17 protein-coding genes are annotated in these 18,160 nt (G+C 61.5%); 13 read left to right on the top strand and 4 right to left on the bottom strand.

The window, feature by feature from the left end:
* Positions 1 to 40 precede the first annotated feature (40 nt).
* From MNQ99_RS18835 to MNQ99_RS18845, 3 genes are read left to right on the top strand one after another with little or no spacing between them, the layout of a single operon-like run.
* Entirely contained in the window at positions 41 to 1,564 is a 1,524-nt protein-coding gene (locus tag MNQ99_RS18835; protein WP_241915480.1) for a flavin-containing monooxygenase, read from the top strand.
* Positions 1,554 to 2,327 (top strand): IclR family transcriptional regulator, encoded by a 774-nt coding sequence (locus MNQ99_RS18840; RefSeq protein ID WP_241915481.1) that lies wholly within the window; start codon positions 1,554 to 1,556, stop codon positions 2,325 to 2,327. Before MNQ99_RS18835 ends, MNQ99_RS18840 begins: the two co-directional genes overlap by 11 nt.
* Positions 2,311 to 3,054, top strand: coding sequence for an SDR family NAD(P)-dependent oxidoreductase (locus MNQ99_RS18845; protein WP_241915482.1), 744 nt, complete (start codon positions 2,311 to 2,313; stop codon positions 3,052 to 3,054). Before MNQ99_RS18840 ends, MNQ99_RS18845 begins: the two co-directional genes overlap by 17 nt.
* Before the next feature lie 140 nt (positions 3,055 to 3,194).
* Here the strand turns inward: MNQ99_RS18845 and MNQ99_RS19245 are convergent, their stop codons facing one another.
* Positions 3,195 to 3,371, bottom strand: coding sequence for a DUF3040 domain-containing protein (locus tag MNQ99_RS19245; protein ID WP_422387544.1), 177 nt, complete (start codon positions 3,369 to 3,371; stop codon positions 3,195 to 3,197).
* A gap of 657 nt (positions 3,372 to 4,028) precedes the next feature.
* Here MNQ99_RS19245 and MNQ99_RS18850 point away from each other — a divergent pair.
* Entirely contained in the window at positions 4,029 to 5,051 is a 1,023-nt protein-coding gene (locus MNQ99_RS18850) for an NADPH:quinone reductase (RefSeq protein ID WP_241915483.1), read from the top strand.
* Positions 5,052 to 5,419: 368 nt separating this feature from the next.
* On the opposite strand, the gene MNQ99_RS18855 is transcribed toward MNQ99_RS18850, so the two are convergent.
* The 3 genes from MNQ99_RS18855 to MNQ99_RS18865 all read right to left on the bottom strand — a co-directional run bounded on the left by MNQ99_RS18855 (position 5,420) and on the right by MNQ99_RS18865 (position 9,031).
* The gene (locus tag MNQ99_RS18855) at positions 5,420 to 6,487 is read right to left on the bottom strand and encodes a M20 family metallopeptidase (protein WP_241915484.1); all 1,068 of its coding nucleotides are present in this window, start codon (positions 6,485 to 6,487) and stop codon (positions 5,420 to 5,422) included.
* 72 nt (positions 6,488 to 6,559) lie between these two features.
* On the bottom strand, positions 6,560 to 7,351 hold the full coding sequence (locus MNQ99_RS18860; RefSeq protein WP_241915485.1) for an SDR family oxidoreductase: 792 nt from the start codon (positions 7,349 to 7,351) through the stop codon (positions 6,560 to 6,562).
* Between the two features lie 321 nt (positions 7,352 to 7,672).
* Complete coding sequence (locus tag MNQ99_RS18865; RefSeq protein ID WP_241915486.1) at positions 7,673 to 9,031, bottom strand: MFS transporter; 1,359 nt, start codon at positions 9,029 to 9,031, stop codon at positions 7,673 to 7,675.
* 561 nt (positions 9,032 to 9,592) lie between these two features.
* Here MNQ99_RS18865 and MNQ99_RS18870 point away from each other — a divergent pair.
* From MNQ99_RS18870 to MNQ99_RS18910, 9 genes are all read left to right on the top strand, one after another.
* Complete coding sequence (locus MNQ99_RS18870) at positions 9,593 to 11,116, top strand: pyruvate carboxylase subunit B (protein ID WP_241915487.1); 1,524 nt, start codon at positions 9,593 to 9,595, stop codon at positions 11,114 to 11,116.
* A gap of 2 nt (positions 11,117 to 11,118) precedes the next feature.
* Positions 11,119 to 11,637, top strand: coding sequence for an acetyl-CoA carboxylase biotin carboxyl carrier protein (gene accB, locus MNQ99_RS18875; RefSeq protein WP_241915488.1), 519 nt, complete (start codon positions 11,119 to 11,121; stop codon positions 11,635 to 11,637).
* The gene (accC, locus tag MNQ99_RS18880) at positions 11,630 to 12,991 is read left to right on the top strand and encodes an acetyl-CoA carboxylase biotin carboxylase subunit (protein WP_241915489.1); all 1,362 of its coding nucleotides are present in this window, start codon (positions 11,630 to 11,632) and stop codon (positions 12,989 to 12,991) included. The genes accB and accC overlap by 8 nt, the downstream gene beginning before the upstream one ends.
* Before the next feature lie 121 nt (positions 12,992 to 13,112).
* Complete coding sequence (locus MNQ99_RS18885; protein ID WP_241915490.1) at positions 13,113 to 14,108, top strand: LacI family DNA-binding transcriptional regulator; 996 nt, start codon at positions 13,113 to 13,115, stop codon at positions 14,106 to 14,108.
* A 153-nt stretch (positions 14,109 to 14,261) separates the two neighbouring features.
* On the top strand, positions 14,262 to 14,528 hold the full coding sequence (locus MNQ99_RS18890; protein ID WP_338423140.1) for a CHY zinc finger protein: 267 nt from the start codon (positions 14,262 to 14,264) through the stop codon (positions 14,526 to 14,528).
* 1 nt (position 14,529) lies between these two features.
* A complete protein-coding gene (locus MNQ99_RS18895; RefSeq protein ID WP_338423133.1) occupies positions 14,530 to 15,279 on the top strand; it encodes an energy-coupling factor ABC transporter ATP-binding protein in 750 nt (249 codons plus the stop codon).
* On the top strand, positions 15,279 to 15,902 hold the full coding sequence (locus tag MNQ99_RS18900; protein ID WP_241915492.1) for an energy-coupling factor transporter transmembrane component T family protein: 624 nt from the start codon (positions 15,279 to 15,281) through the stop codon (positions 15,900 to 15,902). Before MNQ99_RS18895 ends, MNQ99_RS18900 begins: the two co-directional genes overlap by 1 nt.
* A gap of 44 nt (positions 15,903 to 15,946) precedes the next feature.
* A complete protein-coding gene (locus tag MNQ99_RS18905; RefSeq protein ID WP_241915493.1) occupies positions 15,947 to 16,576 on the top strand; it encodes a biotin transporter BioY in 630 nt (209 codons plus the stop codon).
* Positions 16,577 to 16,896: 320 nt separating this feature from the next.
* The gene (locus tag MNQ99_RS18910) at positions 16,897 to 17,592 is read left to right on the top strand and encodes a maleylpyruvate isomerase family mycothiol-dependent enzyme (RefSeq protein ID WP_241915494.1); all 696 of its coding nucleotides are present in this window, start codon (positions 16,897 to 16,899) and stop codon (positions 17,590 to 17,592) included.
* Positions 17,593 to 18,160 lie beyond the last annotated feature (568 nt).

Below are 18,160 nucleotides of genomic sequence, written 5' to 3' on the forward strand. Positions count from 1 at the left end.
CTCTTCCGGGTCCCAGACCCACTGACATCAGGAGGCACCGATGCCCGTCAACCCATACCAGGCCCCGCGCGCACGCGTCGCCATCATCGGAGCCGGGTTTGCCGGCATCGCGATGGCCCACGAACTCCAGCGCGCCGGGTTCCACGACTACGAGATCCTTGAACGCGCCGACAGCCCCGGCGGCACCTGGCGGGACAACAAGTACCCCGGCGCCGCGTGCGACGTCCCGACCCTCCTATACTCGTTCTCCTTCTTCGATAACCCTTCGTGGCCGGACTTCTTCGGAACCCAAAAAGACATCCACCAGTACATCCACGAGGCCAGCCGCCAGCTCGGCATTGAACAGCACATCCGTTACAACACCACCGTCCTCTCCGCCTGCTACGCCGAGGATAATGCGCAGTGGACAGTCACGACCGAGTCGGGCGATGAGAGGGTGTACGAGCACGTCATCTTCGCTGTCGGTCAGCTCAGCGAGCCGAAGATCCCGGCGATACCTGGACTCGACGGCTTCCGCGGTCGACAGCTGCACTCCGCCCGATGGGCCGAGGACATCGACCTGACGGGCAAGCGCGTCGCGATCATCGGAAACGGCGCGACGGTCATCCAACTTGCCCCCGCGGTCGCCGACCGTGTCCAGAGCCTGTCCGTGTTCCAGCGGTCGGCCAACTGGATCATCCCGAAGCCCCTGCGACCGCAGTCGCGCCTGTTCGACCTGCTCGAGCGGTCGAAAACCGGACGTAAGCTGCTTCGCGCATGGCTGTACGTGCAACGAGAGCGTCGCATCTCGGTGATGACCGACGAGAAGGCAAACCAGAAGCTCACCGACGTCTCGCTCGGCTTCTTTAATAGGAGCATCGCTGACCCAGAGGTACGCTCGCAGCTCGTCCCTGACTACAAACTCGGCTGCAAGCGGGTGCTGATCTCGAACCACTACCTGCAGATGTTTGGCGAGGAGCACGTCTCGCTCGTCACCCACGGCGTGCAGCGCGTCGAGGAAGACACGATCATCACCGCCGACGGTGCGCGCCACGAAGCCGATGTCATCATCTTCTGCACCGGGTTCAAAGCGACAGAGTTCCTCAGTTCCGTGGAGGTCACTGGTCGCGGCGGTGTCTCACTCGAGGAGGCCTGGAGCGACGGAGCATCCGCATACCTCGGCACCTCCGTTCCAGGATTCCCGAACATGTTCACGATGCTCGGTCCGAACACCGGTCTCGGCTTCAACTCGATGATCTACATGATCGAGTCTCAGGCACGCCACATCGTGCGGCTGCTCAAGCAAAAGCAGCGCAAGCAGTACTCGGAGATCGAGGTTCGCCAGTCGGCGCACGACCGGTTTAACACGTGGCTGCAGCCGAAACTCGAGCACACCGCGTGGGCTGGCACCTGCAACTCCTGGTACAAGACCGATGACGGCAAGATCACCGTTAACTGGCCGCTGCCCACGTACACGTACCGTGCGATGACGCGGTTCTTGCCACTGCGCGATTATCGCTTCTCTTCCGTGCGTCGTACCACGAACCCGCAGCCGGTGCAGCGTGAGTACGCGCATGCGTCCTGACCAGCAGGTCGCCGAGCGATTCCGGCGGACTTCGGTCCGCAATGCGCTGCGGTTGGCCAAGCTGCTACTGGCCAACAAGCAGATCCGGGTCACACAGGCGGCCGATCAGCTCGGCGTGGCACCGTCCACGGCACACCGACTGCTGACGGCGCTGGTCAAGCGCGACTATGCCCAAAAGAACTTCGACGGCAGGTACAGCGCCGGCCGCGTGCTGCAGCGCCCGAGCACGCAGCACGAACTGTATGCGAAAGTCAAAGTGGTGACCCGGCCCTTTCTGGAGGAGCTGGCCGATCGGATCAATGAGACGGTCAACATCCAGGTGCTCGAATTCGATGAGGTGCGCTTCATCCTGAGCGTCGAGGCACAGCGCAGTGGCCGCGTCGGCGATCGGACTGGGCACTCGCTGCCGCTGTTCACGTCGGCTGCCGGCAAAGCCATCCTGGCCAGTCCGCGTGCGGCGGGCCTCCTCGAGAGCCTCGATCCAGGGACTGCAGGCGGCGTCGGGCGTGAGGGATTCATGCAGGAACTCGACATCGTCCGATCGCGCGGGTACGCGGTCAATAAAGATCAGACGCAGATCGGCGTCACGGCGATCGCGAAAAGCTTTGTCGTGCCGCCGAACACAGTCATGGCGCTGTCGGCCGCTATCCCGACTTCGAGATACGGCCCAGATTCGGATGCGTATCTCATGCGCGAGATGGAGCGCATATGTCTGCTGATTGAGGAAGCGTTGGACAAGGAGTTGGATGATGAGGGATTTTGAAGGCCGTACGTGCATCGTCACCGGCGGTGCCAGCGGGATAGGCCTGACCGCGGCGGAGACGCTGCTGACACGTGGAGCCTCGGTGCACCTCCTCGATCGTGATCAGGTGGCGCTTGAGCGCGCGGTAAAGTCGCTGCGCGACGAGCATTGCGACCGCGTCAGATTCGAGGTCGCGGATGTGACCAGCACAGAAGAATGCAACCGTGCGGTGGCCGCTGCGCACGCGGTCGCAGGTCGGCTCGATCATGTCGTGCACTGCGCCGGCATCTTCATTGGCGCCGCCCTCGCCGACGCGCCGATGGACGATTGGCGCCGCGTCATCGACGTGAACCTCGTGGGAACCGCGAACGTACTCCAGCCCGCCGCGCACCTCATGAACGAGGGTGGGTCGATTGTTACGATCAGCTCGATGGCTGGCACTCGCTCCGGTGCGGGCGTATCGGCGTACGCGGCATCGAAGAGCGCGGTCGAGAGTCTTTCCCGCTCTCTGGCGAAGGAACTCGCGCCGCAGGTGCGGGTGAACGTCGTTGCGCCCGGGATCGTGGAGACTCCAATGAGCAATGCACCGGGCTCCGCAGCCTCGATCCAATCGCAGCCGGCGATTCCGCTTGGGCGATTCGCGCAGCCGGAGGAGATCGCGGCTGTGATCGCCTTCCTCTGCTCGGACCAGGCGAGCTACATCACCGGCGAAACGATTCACGTCAACGGTGGAATTCACATGAAGTAAGGGGAACAAGTGATCTGGCTGGCTCGCCCGATGTCTTGAGAGGGCCCGGCTCGCGAACCTGCTGATAACCGCCTCGACCATGAGAAGGAAGCCGATCATTCCCATGAGAGGCAATTGCGTGGCGATGCCGATCAGGAGTATCAGCGCCCGGCCAACAGCAGTAGCAGCCCCGGCCAGCGCGGAGCTATCGCCGAACGACCGGGCTTTCTCGCCCGAAGCCTTCGGGCGAATACCGGGTCTTCGGAAGCGATCTGTCGTTCCATCTCCTCCAACCGCTTTCGTTCGTCGTGAGATAAAGACATCTCATTCCTTGGCATCTAGCCAATTCCTCTCAGTGATTCAGTCCCCGGACGTGTCGCTCCCGGGGACGTGTTGGTATAGTCCCGCCAAGGCAGATTGCCTACCGCTGCACTATCCAGGAACGCGGCTTCCGAGGGCGTTCGGAAGCGCTTCTCCGCACGTTTTTCTATATTCGCTTGTCGAGTGAATGTGAATTTGTTTCTGGCAGAAAGAGCACCCGCTAATTAATACGCCTTGAAATTGCATCATTTTGTTCCTAATGGCCGCAGCACAACCGTCAGCTGACGGGACCGCCCCTGCCCTGATGATGGCGCACGTTATCCCCGGTATCCGGAAGCCCTGTTGCTGCCGATACCGGGCACAGACGAAGACCACCCTCGGCAACGCGGGCAGCCATGCATCAGGGAGTGGCAGCAACACACAGCTTTAATCCAAGAGGCGCCGAACGAGCGATGATCGTGAAGCAGTACCGGTTTCCGGCCTCGACAAGCGTCCGGCGGCGGGGATAGCTTGAGGGCGTTGCTGATGCAGCATCCTGCTCACTGTCAATCCGCCGCCCGCTGCCTGCACCGCCAACGACCGGCCGCCGGAAGGCGCCGAAACCAGTGAAGGCGGAAAAGCCCGCCACACGGGTTGCCGACAGAGCGCATCGAATACGAAAGGTACCGCTGAATATGAGAGCCGTCGTCTACACCTCGTCGGGCCCCTCGGCCGTGCTGTCGCTGGTCGAGCGGGAGCCCGCCACGCCCGGCCCCGGGCAGGTCGGGGTGAGAATTGCCGTGTCCGGCGTGAACCCTACCGACTGGAAGGCCCGTAACGGGTCTACCCGGCGCGGCGACTTCACAGAAGTCGTACCCAACCAGGACGGCGCCGGCATCATCGACGCAATCGGTGAAGGAGTCGCTGGCCTCGCCGTCGGCGACCGGGTATGGCTGTACCTTGCGCAGCACGAACAGGCAGGCGGTACCGCCCAGGAATACGTGATTCTCCCAGCGGCCCGGGCAGTCCGGCTCCCCGAGGGCATCGACTTCGCCGTTGGCGCGAGCCTTGGCGTGCCGGCGATCACCGCGCACCGCGCACTAACCGTCCACGAACACGGACCCGCGCGCCTGTCGCCCGGGTCCCTCGCCGGCCGGGTCGTCCTCGTCGCCGGGGGCGCGGGCGCAGTGGGCCATGCCGCCATCCAGCTAGCCCGCTGGGCGGGCGCAACGGTCATCGCAACGGTCAGTTCCGGCACCAAGGCAACGCTGGCGCGCGCTGCCGGGGCGCATCACGTATTCGACTACACCCGTGGCGACCTCGCCGAGAAAGTGAACGAAGTTGCTCCCGGCGGCGTCGACCAGTTCGTGGAGGTGTCAATCGCCGCCAATGCCGACGTCAACGCGGCGCTTGCCGCCAACCATGCGGTGATCGCCTTCTACGCGGACAACGGCGGTGACACCTTTACCGCTGCCGTGCGCCCCGGCTTCGCGAAGAACCTACGCTTCCAAGGCCTGCTGCTCTACACTGTCGGCGCGGACGCCCTCGCTGCGGCAGCCGAAGACATCAGTGCAGCCCTGGCCGATGACGCGCTCCCGGTTGGCGAAGACGCCGGCCTCCCGCTGACCTGGTATTCCCTCGAGGACACCGCGGCCGCACATGACGCGGTGCAGAGCGGCGTCGTCGGGAAAGTCCTCATCCGTGTCGCAGATCTCTGACTGGAAACGTTGGACGGACGCATACGGGAGGCAAACGACGCAGGCCGATCTTTGAGCACTCTTACAAGACTGCGCCACATCGTGGAGCTTGACCTGGAGCAATGCGGAACCCTCTGGCTTGGCTCGCCGACACGCAGGACAGCCATCCCTCGCCAGCCAGCGCGCGGGCATATTTCTCGCGATCCCCCATGGACGAGACGCAGTACTTCCTGCACCCTCCGTCCCGGAGGAATCAAACAAGCGTGGCCTTCAAGGCGCATTGCCCTAGCTCCGGGTCTGTATGCCTATGCGAGGATTGCGGCTTCGTCAGAGTTCGTTGAACCTCGGCTAGAACGCACCATTCAGCATCTCAACGAGGGACTATCCCGTTAATCTGACCCTCCCGATATTGCCCGCCAAAAATGTTCAATCGCAGTGTCGAGAGAGGATAGATCAAGTGTCTCGTCGATGGCGTGCATCATGGCAGGATCTCCTGGACCCCAGATCACGATGGGGGCATCGGGGAACCGGTCTTGGAGAACCGAACCGTCGGTGAAGTAGGGGGCTGCGGGTGCTGGCGAGAAGTCCCGCAATACCGTCGGGGGCTGCCCGGCGCGGACGGGAGCCAGATTGATCAGCTCTGTGATTCGAAGGTCACCCCGGAGGCCGCCGAGCCAGTCGAGAATTCGTTGGGGATCACCTACCGTGCGGAAATCTAGGGATAGCTCTGCATGGTCCGGAACGATATTGGGCACGCTCCCCCCGGAAAGATAACCGAGGTTGACCGTTTCTCTACCCAAGTACTCATCGGAGGCCGCAGGAAAGGCATCGAGGTTGTCGACGACTCCCCTCACGAGAGTCTTAATGGCGTTGATTCCGGCATGTGGTCGAGAACCGTGGGCGGCTACGCCCTGCGCTTCGACCTTCACCCAAAGAGCCCCACGGTGACCAAGCGAAACCTGGTTGTTGGTGGCCTCAGGAACGATGATAAACGCGGGGTCTAATTGAGCCAGCCCCTCAGCTGCGACAACAGCTCCTATACTGCCGATTTCCTCATCCGCCGTCAAGAGGACAGCTACGTCAGCTCCGGCGACGTTCGCGCGAATCAAGGTGACCAATGCTGCGACCAGGCCACCTTTCATGTCGACGCTCCCCCTGCCGTGGAGTGTCCCTCGTTCGAAATCGATAGCACCGTCAAACGGATGAGAGGACCAAGTGCCGGCCTTACCTGCTGGCACGGTGTCGCTATGACAGACGAACATCACCGGGGCCGACCCGCTGCCAGTTGTGAGCAACGTCCAGGGATAGTTGTTCCCGCGACTGATGGTGACATCAGAGGTGTGCTGCTCCACAAAGTCGATGCAGAGGCTTTGGAGATGGTGCTGGGCGTCCAGATTTCCAGATTCCGTCTCGAGTTGTACGAGCGTCTGCAGGAAACGCAAGTAGTTGTTCTCCATAGGTCTCACATTCCGCCTTTCATTTCCCAAGTTTCGACATGACAGCAACCCTCTTTCGGAGTTGGCACTCAACTATCGAGACAGCCACCCACCATCAATAGTGAGGGCAGCGCCACTGACATAGGCAGCTGCGTTTGACGCAAGGAACACGACTGCTCCTGAAAGATCCTGTGGGCGTCCCCAACTGTTGGCGGGAATACGGCGCAACATGTTTTCCGCCCGCTCAACGTTCTCCCTGTGAGCAAGGGTGAAGTCGGTTTCCATGTACCCCGGGGCGATGGCATTAACCCTGATGCCGTGCGGAGTCCATTCATTGGCCAGCGCTCGAGTGAGACCAAGCAATCCATGCTTGGAAGCTGCATAAGCAGGAACTTCCACGCCGCCTTGGAACGAGTTGATCGAGGCGATGTTGATGATGCTGGCAGGGGCATCACCAGCTGCGAGAACACCACGGGCAAAAGCTTGGCTGAGAAGGAAAGGAGCAGTGAGGTTCACATCGAGAACTGCTGACCAATCTGATTGTGCCGCCTCGATGGCTGGGCCTCTCCGAATGATCCCGGCATTGTTGACCAAGATGGTCGGCTGTGGGAACGCGTCTCGAGCCCACGAGATTAGATGTGCTGCGGTGTCCTGTGTTAGGGCACTGAGATCAGTTACATAAGTGGAGCAGTTAACCCCGCGCTCACGTACCTCCTCAGCTACCTGATCGAGGTCACCAAGCCCAACGGCCAGGATGTCGGCCCCGGCCTCCGCTAGTGCGAGAGCCATGGAACGCCCAAGACCGCCTGAAGCCCCAGTCACCAGCGCTGCCTTTCCATCTAATCGGAAGAGCTCCAGGACGGGGGTGCGGGATGTTGTGGTCATAAGTGAAATGCCTTTGGTTTAATGCTGACTTCGAACTGTGGAACGCCAGGGCAAACGGGCCCGCCGACAAGTCGTAGAACGTATTTACTCGCGGCTCACGGGACGCGAGAATGTTCTAGCTCGTATCCCCACGTCCCGCTTTCTCTACATCCGCTTAGCCATGCAGTGCTGTCAGCCCGAAGTCCAAACCGTCATTGCCTGCGGCAGACGGCACGCGCAGCGGTCAAACCTGTCAGACACCCGCCGCCGTCACCCGTCTGCGGGATTGGAACAGGTGCATGACGGCGGCAAGGCCTCTGACAGTACTTTAGAAGGGTCGAACTACACGGCCCGCAGATCCACTCCCTTGGTTTCCGGCAGCAACTTCATTGCAACCAGGGTCAGGAGGCACAGAACGACGACCAAGGCCCCGGACAGCCATGCCAGATCGATCGACACGAACAGCTGGTACACGTAGGGTGCGGTGCCGCCGAAACCAGCCACGGACACCGAGTAGGCGAGGCCGATGCTTTGGGTGCGCTGCGACGTCGGGAAGACTTCCGACATGATCGAGGACAGCAACGAACCCGAAGCAGCCACGATCACCAGAGCAATTGTCGAAGCAACCAGCAGAGTCCACGGCTCGTCAGTGATCATTGCCATGAGGGGAATCTGAAGCACACCCATCGCGATCGCGAAGAAATAGATGACTGGCTTGCGTCCGACACGGTCGGAGAGCCGGCCCCAGAGCGGTAGCGCCACCAAACCTATAACCTGCGCGACGACCGTCACCCAATACGCACCCTGAATGGACATTCCTTCCTGCGTGATGGCATACGTCGAAACATAAGACGACCAGGTGTAGTGGGCCGCTGTCACACCCGACACCATTCCGATGATCAAGAGGATTGAAACCCACCGGGGACGCGGATTCCGCGCCCCGGCACCTTGGCCCGCAACTCCACCTTTCACCGGAGTGGAAAGCGCTACAGGCTTCACCGCGGCCTCGTCATTCTTCTCATCGAAGATTTCAGATTCGTGCATCCCCCGCCGAAGGTAGAGAGCAAACACCGCACCAAAAGCACCCAAGATGAACGGAATTCGCCATCCCCACTCGGCCACTTGCGATTCCGCAAGAACCAGGGAAATGATGCCTCCCAATACATACGCAATGACCGAGCCACCGAAGATTGCGACGTATACGAGGCTTCCCCATTGCCCGCGCTTCTGCCGGGGGGCAATCTCGGGAATATAGCTGTTCGCCGTCGCCGACTCGCCACCATGAGCGAAGCCCTGAATCATCCGGATTAGAAGCAGCCCAATAGAGGCACCGAGGCCGATGGTCTCATACGACGGCATGAGCCCAATTGCGACGGAGGCCAGGGCCATCATGACCATCGTGGTGATCATGACCTTCTTTCTTCCCTTACGGTCCGAGAGCGCTCCGAATACAACGCCGCCCAGCGGGCGCACGAGAAAACCAACCGCAAATACTGCCAACGTTGAAAGAAGAGCCGAGGCGGGATCTGACTGGTTGAACATCGCGGCCGCAATGAATGGAGCGAATACGGCGTAAGAACTCCACTCGTACCATTCCAACAGCTGGCCGATCGTACTGGCACGAAGGGATCTCCGACGCTGCCGGCCGGATACTAAATCCTCGCCTACAGCAGGCTCTCTCTTGTCTACTGACTGAACCATCAAATTACCCTTCTTTTCAGGTCGAACCACAGCGCGAAGCGTCCACTGCTAACGCCCTGACTACGTATTCATGTTCGTGCTGCGAACTGGCCAACACGAAGTCATGATGCCTGAAGTGTTGACTCATCAGCCCGGATCTCCGTGCCCGGGTTGACTTCGCTCCTGTCGAGGTTCGCCCCGCCTCCCACATCCACGTGCACAGGACGGCTGGACGCATCCCTCTGAAGAGGAATCGTCATACTTCGGAACCGATCGCTCACAACTTCGGGCAAGCCAGCCGGTCATTCCGCAAAACTGCACGGGCCGGTTCGACAGCTCATGTGCAAGGCAGTACAGCTGATCGAGTTTTGCGGCTGGGCATTAGCGGCGACCGCCCACGCTACCCAGGCCTCTTGGCCCGTCAATGCCGTGAACGTCGTACCTAGTTTTATCGTCTCGACCTGTCGTGTCAAAAATCACATCGGGGGTTGACGAAACGTGGTGAATACGATTTCATGAAGCGTGAATACGATTTCACCACGGGGGGCAACCCGGTGTACCCAAGGAATGAGGTCAGGGCTGATGGACGCAACTGAAATGATCGCGTCGGTAATGAGCGTGGGCGGGCGACCAGCCGGGAGCCGACGCGAAATCAAGATCATCGACACCACCCTGCGTGATGCGCACCAGAGCATCTGGGCGACGCGCATGCGGACCGAACACATCGAGCAGATGGCTGCGGACTTCGACAAGGTTGGCTTTGAGCACGTCGACCTCGTGGCGCCGATCCAGTTCGATGTAGCAGTGCGCTATTTGAAGGAGGATCCGTGGGAGCGGGTGCGCCGCGCCCACGAGCTCGCGCCGAACACCAAGTTTCGCGCCCTCATTCGCTCCCGGAACATCGCCGCGTTCGATTTTTTGCCCGATGACGTGATCATGGCCTGGGTGGAGCGGCTGTACGCGAACGGATTCCGGGTGATCGGTTCCTTCGATGGGCTGAACGACATCGACAACATTGCCCCCGGGCTGCGTCACGCCAAGAAGCTCGGCGCCGAGACGTTCGGTGCAGTGTCATTCTGTGAGAGTCCCGTCCATACGGACGAGCTGTTCGTGGCGAAGGCAACGGAGCTCATCGAGAAAGCCGACGTCGACCGGATCATGCTCAAGGATGCCGGGGGGCTGCTCACCCCGGAGCGGATCCGCACGCTTGTGCCGGCGCTCAAGGATGTCATCGGTGATCGTTCGCTCGAGGTCCACACCCACTCCCTCACCGGGCTGGCGCCGCTCGTCTGCCTTGAGGCGGCCGAGGCCGGCGCGGATTCGCTGCACCTGTCTGTGGCACCGCTCTCCTCCGGCAACGGCCAGCCTTCGGTGCAGAACGTCGTGCGTGATCTGCGCGCTTTGGGTTACGTAGTGAACGTCGATGACGAAAAGATCGGCGAGATCAGCCAGACGATTCGCCAGATCGCCGAACACGAGGACAAGCCCCTCGGCGAACCGGTCGAGTACAACGGCCTGCACTTCATGCACCAGACCCCCGGAGGCATGCTCTCGAACTTCCGCACGCAGCTTGCCACCGCCGGGCTCGCCGACCGCTACGAGGAGTTGCTGCTGGAGATCGCGCGGGTCCGCTCTGAACTGGCGTACCCAATCATGATCACGCCATTCGCACAGTTCGTTGGAACCCAAGCGGCCATGAATGTCATGGCTGGTGAGCGCTACAAGATGGTGCCGAACGAGATTAAGAAGTATGTGCTCGGTTACTACGGTGACTTGCTCGCCGAGATCGACCCCGAGTTGCGGCAGAAGATCATTGACAACGGCGCCTCGGATATCGCGCTCGAGCCCAGCGAACCGAAACCCATGCTGGAAGACCTCGCGGCACGTTATCCCGACGAGTCGATTGATCACCACCTGCTGAGGGCCATGTTCGCCGGAAGCCAGGTCGACGAGATGAAGATGGCCGTCGCCTCGGGCGGTAACCCCGACGAGATCCCGCACCCGTTGCTCGGGATCGTGAAGTCGCTGCACGCAACCGGCCAGACCGGCACCAAGACCCTGAATGCCGGAGACCTGAAGATCAGCATTACCAAAGGAGAGAACTGACCATGTCGCTTAACCAGCCTGACATTCGCGAACTTAGGGCCCTCGTTGATTGGGCGCACACCACCACCGATGTGCGTGAACTGTCGATCAAGTACGGAGACATCGAACTCTTCGTATCGCGCAACGAGCGCACCGCCATGGCCCCGACCACCGCAGCGCCCGTGGCGATGACCGCCCCTGCTCCCGAGGCGGCCCCGGCGGCCACAGCCACTGCGGTCGCTCCCGCGCCCGCGCCTGTCGCGGCGCCGGCTTCTACTCCGACCGCGGCCACCGAGGACGAGGTTGTCATCACCGCCCCGATGGTTGGCATCTTCTATGCCTCTCCGAAGCCGGGATCCCCTGCGTTCGTCAACGTCGGTGATCGCGTCAGCCCGGATTCGGTCCTGTGCATCCTCGAGGTCATGAAACTGATGAACAATATCGAAGCAAACGTGGACGGCGTCGTGACGCAGATTCTCGTAGAGAACGAACAGGCCGTCGAGTATGGTCAGCCGCTGATGGTGATCAAGCGCGATGCCTGAGCAGCTGGGCAGCGTCCTTATCGCTAATCGGGGCGAAATCGCGCTCCGCATCATCCGCGCTTGTCAGGAACTCGGGATCCGCAGCGTCCTGGCCTACTCCGAGGCCGACCGTGAATCGCTGCCGGTCAAGCTCGCCGACCAGGCCGTGTGCATCGGTCCGGCGAACTCGGTCAAGAGCTACCGGGATCCGCAAGCAATCATCAGTGCCGCCCTGGCGTTCCAGGTCGATGCGATTCACCCCGGTTACGGTTTCCTGGCCGAGAACGCCGATTTCGCGGCATTGTGCGAGCAGGAGGGAATCGGTTTCGTCGGTCCTGCCTCGGACATCATCCGCCGCATGGGCGACAAGATCGAGGCCAAGAAAATTGCCCGCGCAGCCGGCGTCCCAACGGTGCCCGGTTCGTTGGGCGCGATCGCCCAGTACGATGAGGCACTCACGGTGGCCAGCGAGGTCGGCTACCCGCTCTTGATCAAGGCCGCTGCGGGCGGTGGTGGCCGCGGCATGCGCGTCGTCGAGTCCGGCGAGACACTCGAGCGGGACCTCAGCGAGATCATGTCAGAGGCCGAGACGGCCTTCGGCGACCCTTCCGTGTACATCGAGCGGTACCTCACCGATATCCGGCACATCGAGATCCAGGTCATGTCCGATGGGCAGTCCACGGTGCATCTGGGTGAGAGGGACTGCACGGCGCAACGACGCAATCAGAAACTGATTGAGGAGGCTCCGTCTCCCGTCCTCGATGACGAGCTGCGGGAAGGTCTCGCCCAGGCCGCCGTGGCACTCTGCCAAGAGGTCAAGTATCGCAATGCCGGCACGGTGGAGTTCGTGTTCGACAATATTGAACGTCAGTACTACTTCATCGAGATGAACACGCGCATCCAGGTCGAGCACCCGGTGTCGGAGATGGTCACGGGCATCGACCTGATCAAGCTCCAGCTCGAAATCGCCGCCGGCAATCCACTGCCCCTGACTCAGGATGACATCGTCATCCGCGGTCACGCGATCGAATGCCGCATCAACGCAGAGGATCCGCAGAAGGGATTCCTTCCGAATCCCGGTCGGATTGAGAACTTCCGCGCTCCGGGTGGGTTCGGGGTGCGGCTCGACACGCACATTGAGACTGGCTATGTGATTCCGCCGTTCTACGACTCGATGGTCGGCAAGCTCATCGTCTGGGGTCAGGACCGTGATGAGGCGATTAGTCGCGCCTTGCGGGCGATCGAAGAAATGCAGATTGACGGGGTGACCACGACGGCTCAGTTCCAGGGCGAGATCCTCGCTAGCGACGTGTTCCGCAGTGGTGATTTCAACACCGCCTTCGTTGCGAAGTTCTTGGCCGACCAAGTGAGCTGACAGGCTTATCTGAGGGCCGTGCCGACAGCGGTACGGCCCTCCACGGGCACTTCCGGTTATCATCTATAGGCTCGGCAGGATAAAGGCGATGTGACACGTTTAGTCGCCGGAGATGAGGGACATGCTGACTGGCAGGGAGATCGCACGGCTAGCCGGCGTATCGCAGGCCACCGTCTCACGGGTCGTGCAGGGATCGACGCGCGTCAGCGAAGAGAACCGTCGCCGGGTCGAGGAAGCTATGGCCAGGTTCGGCTACGTGCCTAATGCGCAGGCACGCGCAATGCGTACCCGGCGGTCGGGGACGATTGGTGTTATCGCTGGGGAAATTACCAACCCCTGGTATCCCGAAATGATGTATGCACTGGCTAGGGAGATCGGCCTTGCGGGCCTCCGAACCAACTTCTGGGTGTCCGAGGGCGAAAACAGCGAACAGGCAGCGATCGAGGCCATCCGGTCCAAGCTCGTCGACGGGTTGATCTTCACCACCGCAACCCGGGATTCAAAGGCGTTGCGCACTGCGCTCGATATGGGACTTCCAGTCGTCCTCGTCAACCGCAGTTTGGAGGGGGTCACTAGCGATCAGGTCACCGGAGACAACGTTGGCGGTGGCGCGGCTGTCGCAACCTATTTCCTCGCTCACGGCCGCACGGACGTCGCCGTCGTCGGCGGCGGACCGGGGATCAGCACCGGACGCGAAAGACGCAAAGGATTCGTGGATGCCTTCGCCGAAGCGGGAATCGGCATCCCCCTTGCTCGCGCCCCCGAGACAGAATTTACCCATGAGGCGGGCCTCGGCGCCGGAAGGCTGTTGCTCGCAGATGACCCGCCGCATGCCATCTTCTGCACGACGGACATCGTCGCGTTTGGCGTCATCGACGCGGCAAAAGAGCGTGGCTTGCGTGTGCCCGAAGACCTGTGGGTTGCCGGCTATGACGATATCCCAATGTCGGCGTGGAAAGTGCTTGACCTCACGACAGTCCGGCAACCCATAAAGCAAATGGCCAAAGTGTCGCTTCAGACTCTCCTCGCTCGAATCGACAACCCCGACGCCGCGGTAGAACAAAAACGTTTCCCAACGGAACTTATATTGCGTGGATCTACGGGCGTCACAAATTAATGAAACACGTAAGTAAGGGGTACTCGTGCCGCTAGAACAGAATTTGCAGCGCTGTGGCTCCTGCCGGAGCGAGAGAAGGTGACGGTGCCACGGGTTCTGGGCAGCCCGGTCGATGACCAGACACGGTGCGTCCACTACCGCACGCCACTTGATGTGGTCGCGATCAAGTTCCGCTGCTGCCTCCAGTACTACCCCTGTCATCTATGCCATCAGGAGAGCGCGGGTCATTCGGCGGTTCAGTGGCCGGCAGACGAGCACCACATCACGGCCGTTCACTGCGGGGTCTGCAATAGCGAACTGTCCATCCGAGACTACCTTGCGGTGAACGGTTGTCCGCGGTGCGCTGCAGAGTTCAATCCGGGATGCCGTTTGCACTCACAGCTGTACTTCATCACAGAGACCCGCCAGGAGAACGCTTAGGGTGTCGATCAAGCAATCACTCCGGAATCCCTTGCACCGCGATCAGCCCGCGGGGACTTCAGCGCCTCAGCACCCTGGCATCCGGCTGACGGGCGTCTCCGTCATCAGGGAGGGCCAAGAGGTCCTGCGCAGCCTCGACCTGAGGCTGAACGATCACCGCATCGCGGTGATCGGGCTCAACGGCTCGGGCAAATCCACCCTGGTACGCCTCCTCAACGGTTTGCTGCTGCCCACCCGCGGCACGGTCCAGGTGGGCGAGCTGACCACCGCAAAGGACGCAAAGCGGATCCGGCGCCAGGTGGGGTTCGTCTTCCAGAACCCCGAAAACCAGATCGTGATGCCGCTGGTGGCCGAGGATCTCGCCTTCGGCGCGAAGAACTTGGGTTTGAGCGGAACCGAGATCGCGGCCCGGGTTGACGGGATCCTGGATCGCCTGGGCATCACTCACCTGCGCGATCGAGAGTGCTACGCCTTGTCTGGCGGGGAGAAGCAGATGGTCGCCCTTGCCTCCGTGCTGGTCATGAAGCCGTCCACGATCGTGTTCGACGAACCAACCACCATGCTGGATCGGCGCAACCGGCGCCGGCTCCAAGCCGCCATCACCGATCTTGACCAGCGGGCCATCGTAGTGACCCACGATCTCGAGCTGATCGACAACTTCCAACGCGTCTTAGTGATGCACAATGGGCGGGTCGCCTTCGATGGGGCACCCGGGGCCGCCGCAGAATTCTACCGAGGAATCAGCGACTGATGACAAAGTCCACCTCAGTCCTGACTTGCATCCCGGCCGCCTGGAAGTTCGCCTTCCTGTGCTTGTCCAGTCTCGGCATCTACGCTGTGGCACACTTGGCCGTTCAGGCCGCGATCCTCGTCCTCGCCGTAGTCGCAGCCTTGCTCACCCGAACCCCGTTGGTCCGTCTGGTGCGGATCCTGGCTGGGCTTCTCGTCATGGCTGGAATCGTCTTCGCCGCCCTGGGGCTTACCAACGGATGGGAGGCGGCCGCGCTCTCGGCTCTGCGGCTGCTCAGCCTCTGCCTGTTCGCCTACGCCATCAGCCTAAGCACGCCGTTCAGCGCGATGCTCGCCTTGTTCGAACGGGTCCTGGCGCCCACCCGGCGCTTCGGTTTGAACCCAGCCCAGATGAGCCTGGCCCTGTCGATGACGGTGCGGTTCATTCCGGAAATCCGCCAGCAGTATCTCGAGGTCCGCGAAGCCCAGTTCGCCCGCGGCCTGGATCATAACCCCCTGGCCGTGCTGGTTCCCCTGCTCGTACGAACTCTCAAGTCTGCCCAGGAGATCGCCCTGGCCCTCGATGCCCGGTGCTACGACTCGGCACCACATCGGCCGCGCACAACCCAGCGCACCTCTACCTGAATTAGTCCCATCCCAGTTACTTAGCCCAACCTAAAGGATCCCTTATGTCCCCCGACACTTCGCAGACCACCCATAACACGGTCCTCGTGGCCGTTTTCGCCGCCATGATCGCCGCCCTCGGCTTGGTCCCGCCGATCACTATCGGCATCATCCCAGTGCCCATCACCCTCCAGACCTTGGGCGTGATGCTCGCCGGCGCGCTGCTTGGGCCTATGCGCGGAATGCTCGCCGTCATAGTCCTACAGGCTTTGGTGCTGGCAGGGCTACCGCTGCTGGCCGGGGGCAGGGGCGGTCTCGGGGTATTCCTGGGCCCGACGGGTGGCTACCTCATCGGTTGGATCCCCGCCGCCCTGGTCATCGGGTTGCTGGTCAAGTACTGGGCACTGCAACGGACCGGCCGTGCTGCCCGATTCATCGCAGTCCTACTCAGTGTGGTCTTGGGCGGCGTCGTGGTGATCTACGCCTTCGGGGTGCCCTGGACGAGCATGATCACTGGTTTGCCGCTGTCTACCTCAGCCCTGGGTTCGCTCGCGTTCATACCCGGGGACCTCCTGAAGGCAGTCATCGCGACGCTGGCCGCTATCAACGTGCACCGCAGCTACCGCAGTCTGCTGGGTAGCATGAAGACCACCCGCCGACTGCAGGCAGAGCCCCGCGCCGAAAGTCATCCCTAAGCACCTCCCTAGGAGCCCAAACGCGGTCGTCTCGATCGGCGTTGGATGCTTTGTCCTTGGAACTAGTCCATGGTGCCGATCGGGCGAAACCCGTCTTGCTACCTGCTAGTTACCAGACCGGTGACACCGGCATTCGAGCGGGGGCACCGGTCCCCCAAGACGATTCATTGCCAGCACCGTCAAGCTTGATCTGGAGTATGGAGGTCTCCACCGCGAAGTGGAGTCAGAGAGTCGATAAACCTCGGCAGCCACCCGCGGTGAAGCGTTTTGAAGGCCTCTACATCAAGTGGTGCTCGCCAACGGCCCGTTATGCTCGACTCATGTCGCCCGATCGCTACCGTGCCGCGCTGGCCACCAGCCTCGACCGTCTCATCCCGCTCGCATGCCAGCCGGAGAAAATACTGACCCGTTCTGTTCCTGCCTGCCCAGGGTGGACTCTCGATGAGCTGTTCGGACACCTCGGATCCATCGAACGGTGGGCAGTCGAAGTGCTTCTAGAGGGGAAGCCCGCCGACAAACCGGCCCCGCCGACCACGGGCGCCGCAGCATGGTTTATCGACGGCACCAACACTTTCCTGGGGACAATGACGGCACTTACCCCGGAGGCACAGTGCTGGAACTTTGGCCCGCCCCCGCGCACGGCCGGGTTCTGGCTTCGTCGCCAGGCACACGAACACGCCATCCACCTCGTCGACGCCTGCCAAGCATCAGATCTGGAGGCCCCAATTCTCGACGAGGACTTTATGCTCGACGGTATCGACGAGGTTCTGTCAATGTTCACCCCACGCCAGTTGCGCCAGGAACGGATGCCGCGCCCGGAAGCGGCTGTGACCTTCCGCGTCCCCGGTGCGACCACCTGGAAAATCGGCCAAGGGCCCTCCCAATCTTCGATTAACGCCCCGTTGCAAGAAATGTATCTGGGTCTCTGGGGCCGCTCCAACCTTGCAGATACCGCAATAATCGAAGGTGACGTCGCCTTTGCACTCCGCGTCCTGCAAGGCCCCCTCACACCCTGAACGAAGCCGTGGGATCCTCGGTCATGACTGACCCAATGAGCGGTCCCCCACCGCGACACCAGTCGGGCACTCCCCCGTAGGGACAATTCGCACGCCAACAGTAGGGTCGTCGATTCCCGTATACCCCGTCTGTAAAAATGCCCGGTTAGGTACGCTAAACGCTCCACTTCAAGCGCGTTAGCAACATAAGCCTCGTTTGCCAGACCAGCTACCCATCACTCTCGGCAGCTCTGAGCGCCAAACTCACGACCGATCCATCCGGCCGCTTCTGAGAGACTTCTGCCATGACCGAGGATCAGATTCATAAAGAGGATTGGGAACACCTAGATGCCTGGATGAGAAAGATCCAACACTTGTCGCTGGATAAGAGCGCATACCCTTTGGCTGCAAAGAGCGTACTTGCCGGGGACGAGCGGGGTATGCCAGTGGGTGTTTCCGTTGCCGCAGTAGCGCGGTCTCTCCTAGATGCTGCTGTTGACGACTTGGCCTCGGCGTACGCCCTAGTGTCCGAAGCTGATCGACTCAGTCCCGTCGGGCTTCCGACCTTGGTACGCGGCACAATTGAACT

This window comes from Arthrobacter sulfonylureivorans, assembly GCF_022637435.1.
In the GTDB taxonomy this organism is placed as follows: domain Bacteria; phylum Actinomycetota; class Actinomycetes; order Actinomycetales; family Micrococcaceae; genus Crystallibacter; species Crystallibacter sulfonylureivorans.

What these genes read in the sequence shown, in the direction of transcription:
- MNQ99_RS18835 (WP_241915480.1), top strand. Translation starts at nt 41, where the DNA reads ATGCCCGTCAACCCATACCAGGCCCCGCGCGCACGCGTCGCCATCATC.
- MNQ99_RS18840 (WP_241915481.1), top strand. Translation starts at nt 1,554, where the DNA reads ATGCGTCCTGACCAGCAGGTCGCCGAGCGATTCCGGCGGACTTCGGTC.
- MNQ99_RS18845 (WP_241915482.1), top strand. Translation starts at nt 2,311, where the DNA reads ATGATGAGGGATTTTGAAGGCCGTACGTGCATCGTCACCGGCGGTGCC.
- MNQ99_RS19245 (WP_422387544.1), bottom strand. Translation starts at nt 3,371, where the DNA reads ATGCCAAGGAATGAGATGTCTTTATCTCACGACGAACGAAAGCGGTTG.
- MNQ99_RS18850 (WP_241915483.1), top strand. Translation starts at nt 4,029, where the DNA reads ATGAGAGCCGTCGTCTACACCTCGTCGGGCCCCTCGGCCGTGCTGTCG.
- MNQ99_RS18855 (WP_241915484.1), bottom strand. Translation starts at nt 6,487, where the DNA reads ATGGAGAACAACTACTTGCGTTTCCTGCAGACGCTCGTACAACTCGAG.
- MNQ99_RS18860 (WP_241915485.1), bottom strand. Translation starts at nt 7,351, where the DNA reads ATGACCACAACATCCCGCACCCCCGTCCTGGAGCTCTTCCGATTAGAT.
- MNQ99_RS18865 (WP_241915486.1), bottom strand. Translation starts at nt 9,031, where the DNA reads ATGGTTCAGTCAGTAGACAAGAGAGAGCCTGCTGTAGGCGAGGATTTA.
- MNQ99_RS18870 (WP_241915487.1), top strand. Translation starts at nt 9,593, where the DNA reads ATGGACGCAACTGAAATGATCGCGTCGGTAATGAGCGTGGGCGGGCGA.
- accB (WP_241915488.1), top strand. Translation starts at nt 11,119, where the DNA reads ATGTCGCTTAACCAGCCTGACATTCGCGAACTTAGGGCCCTCGTTGAT.
- accC (WP_241915489.1), top strand. Translation starts at nt 11,630, where the DNA reads ATGCCTGAGCAGCTGGGCAGCGTCCTTATCGCTAATCGGGGCGAAATC.
- MNQ99_RS18885 (WP_241915490.1), top strand. Translation starts at nt 13,113, where the DNA reads ATGCTGACTGGCAGGGAGATCGCACGGCTAGCCGGCGTATCGCAGGCC.
- MNQ99_RS18900 (WP_241915492.1), top strand. Translation starts at nt 15,279, where the DNA reads ATGACAAAGTCCACCTCAGTCCTGACTTGCATCCCGGCCGCCTGGAAG.
- MNQ99_RS18905 (WP_241915493.1), top strand. Translation starts at nt 15,947, where the DNA reads ATGTCCCCCGACACTTCGCAGACCACCCATAACACGGTCCTCGTGGCC.
- MNQ99_RS18910 (WP_241915494.1), top strand. Translation starts at nt 16,897, where the DNA reads ATGTCGCCCGATCGCTACCGTGCCGCGCTGGCCACCAGCCTCGACCGT.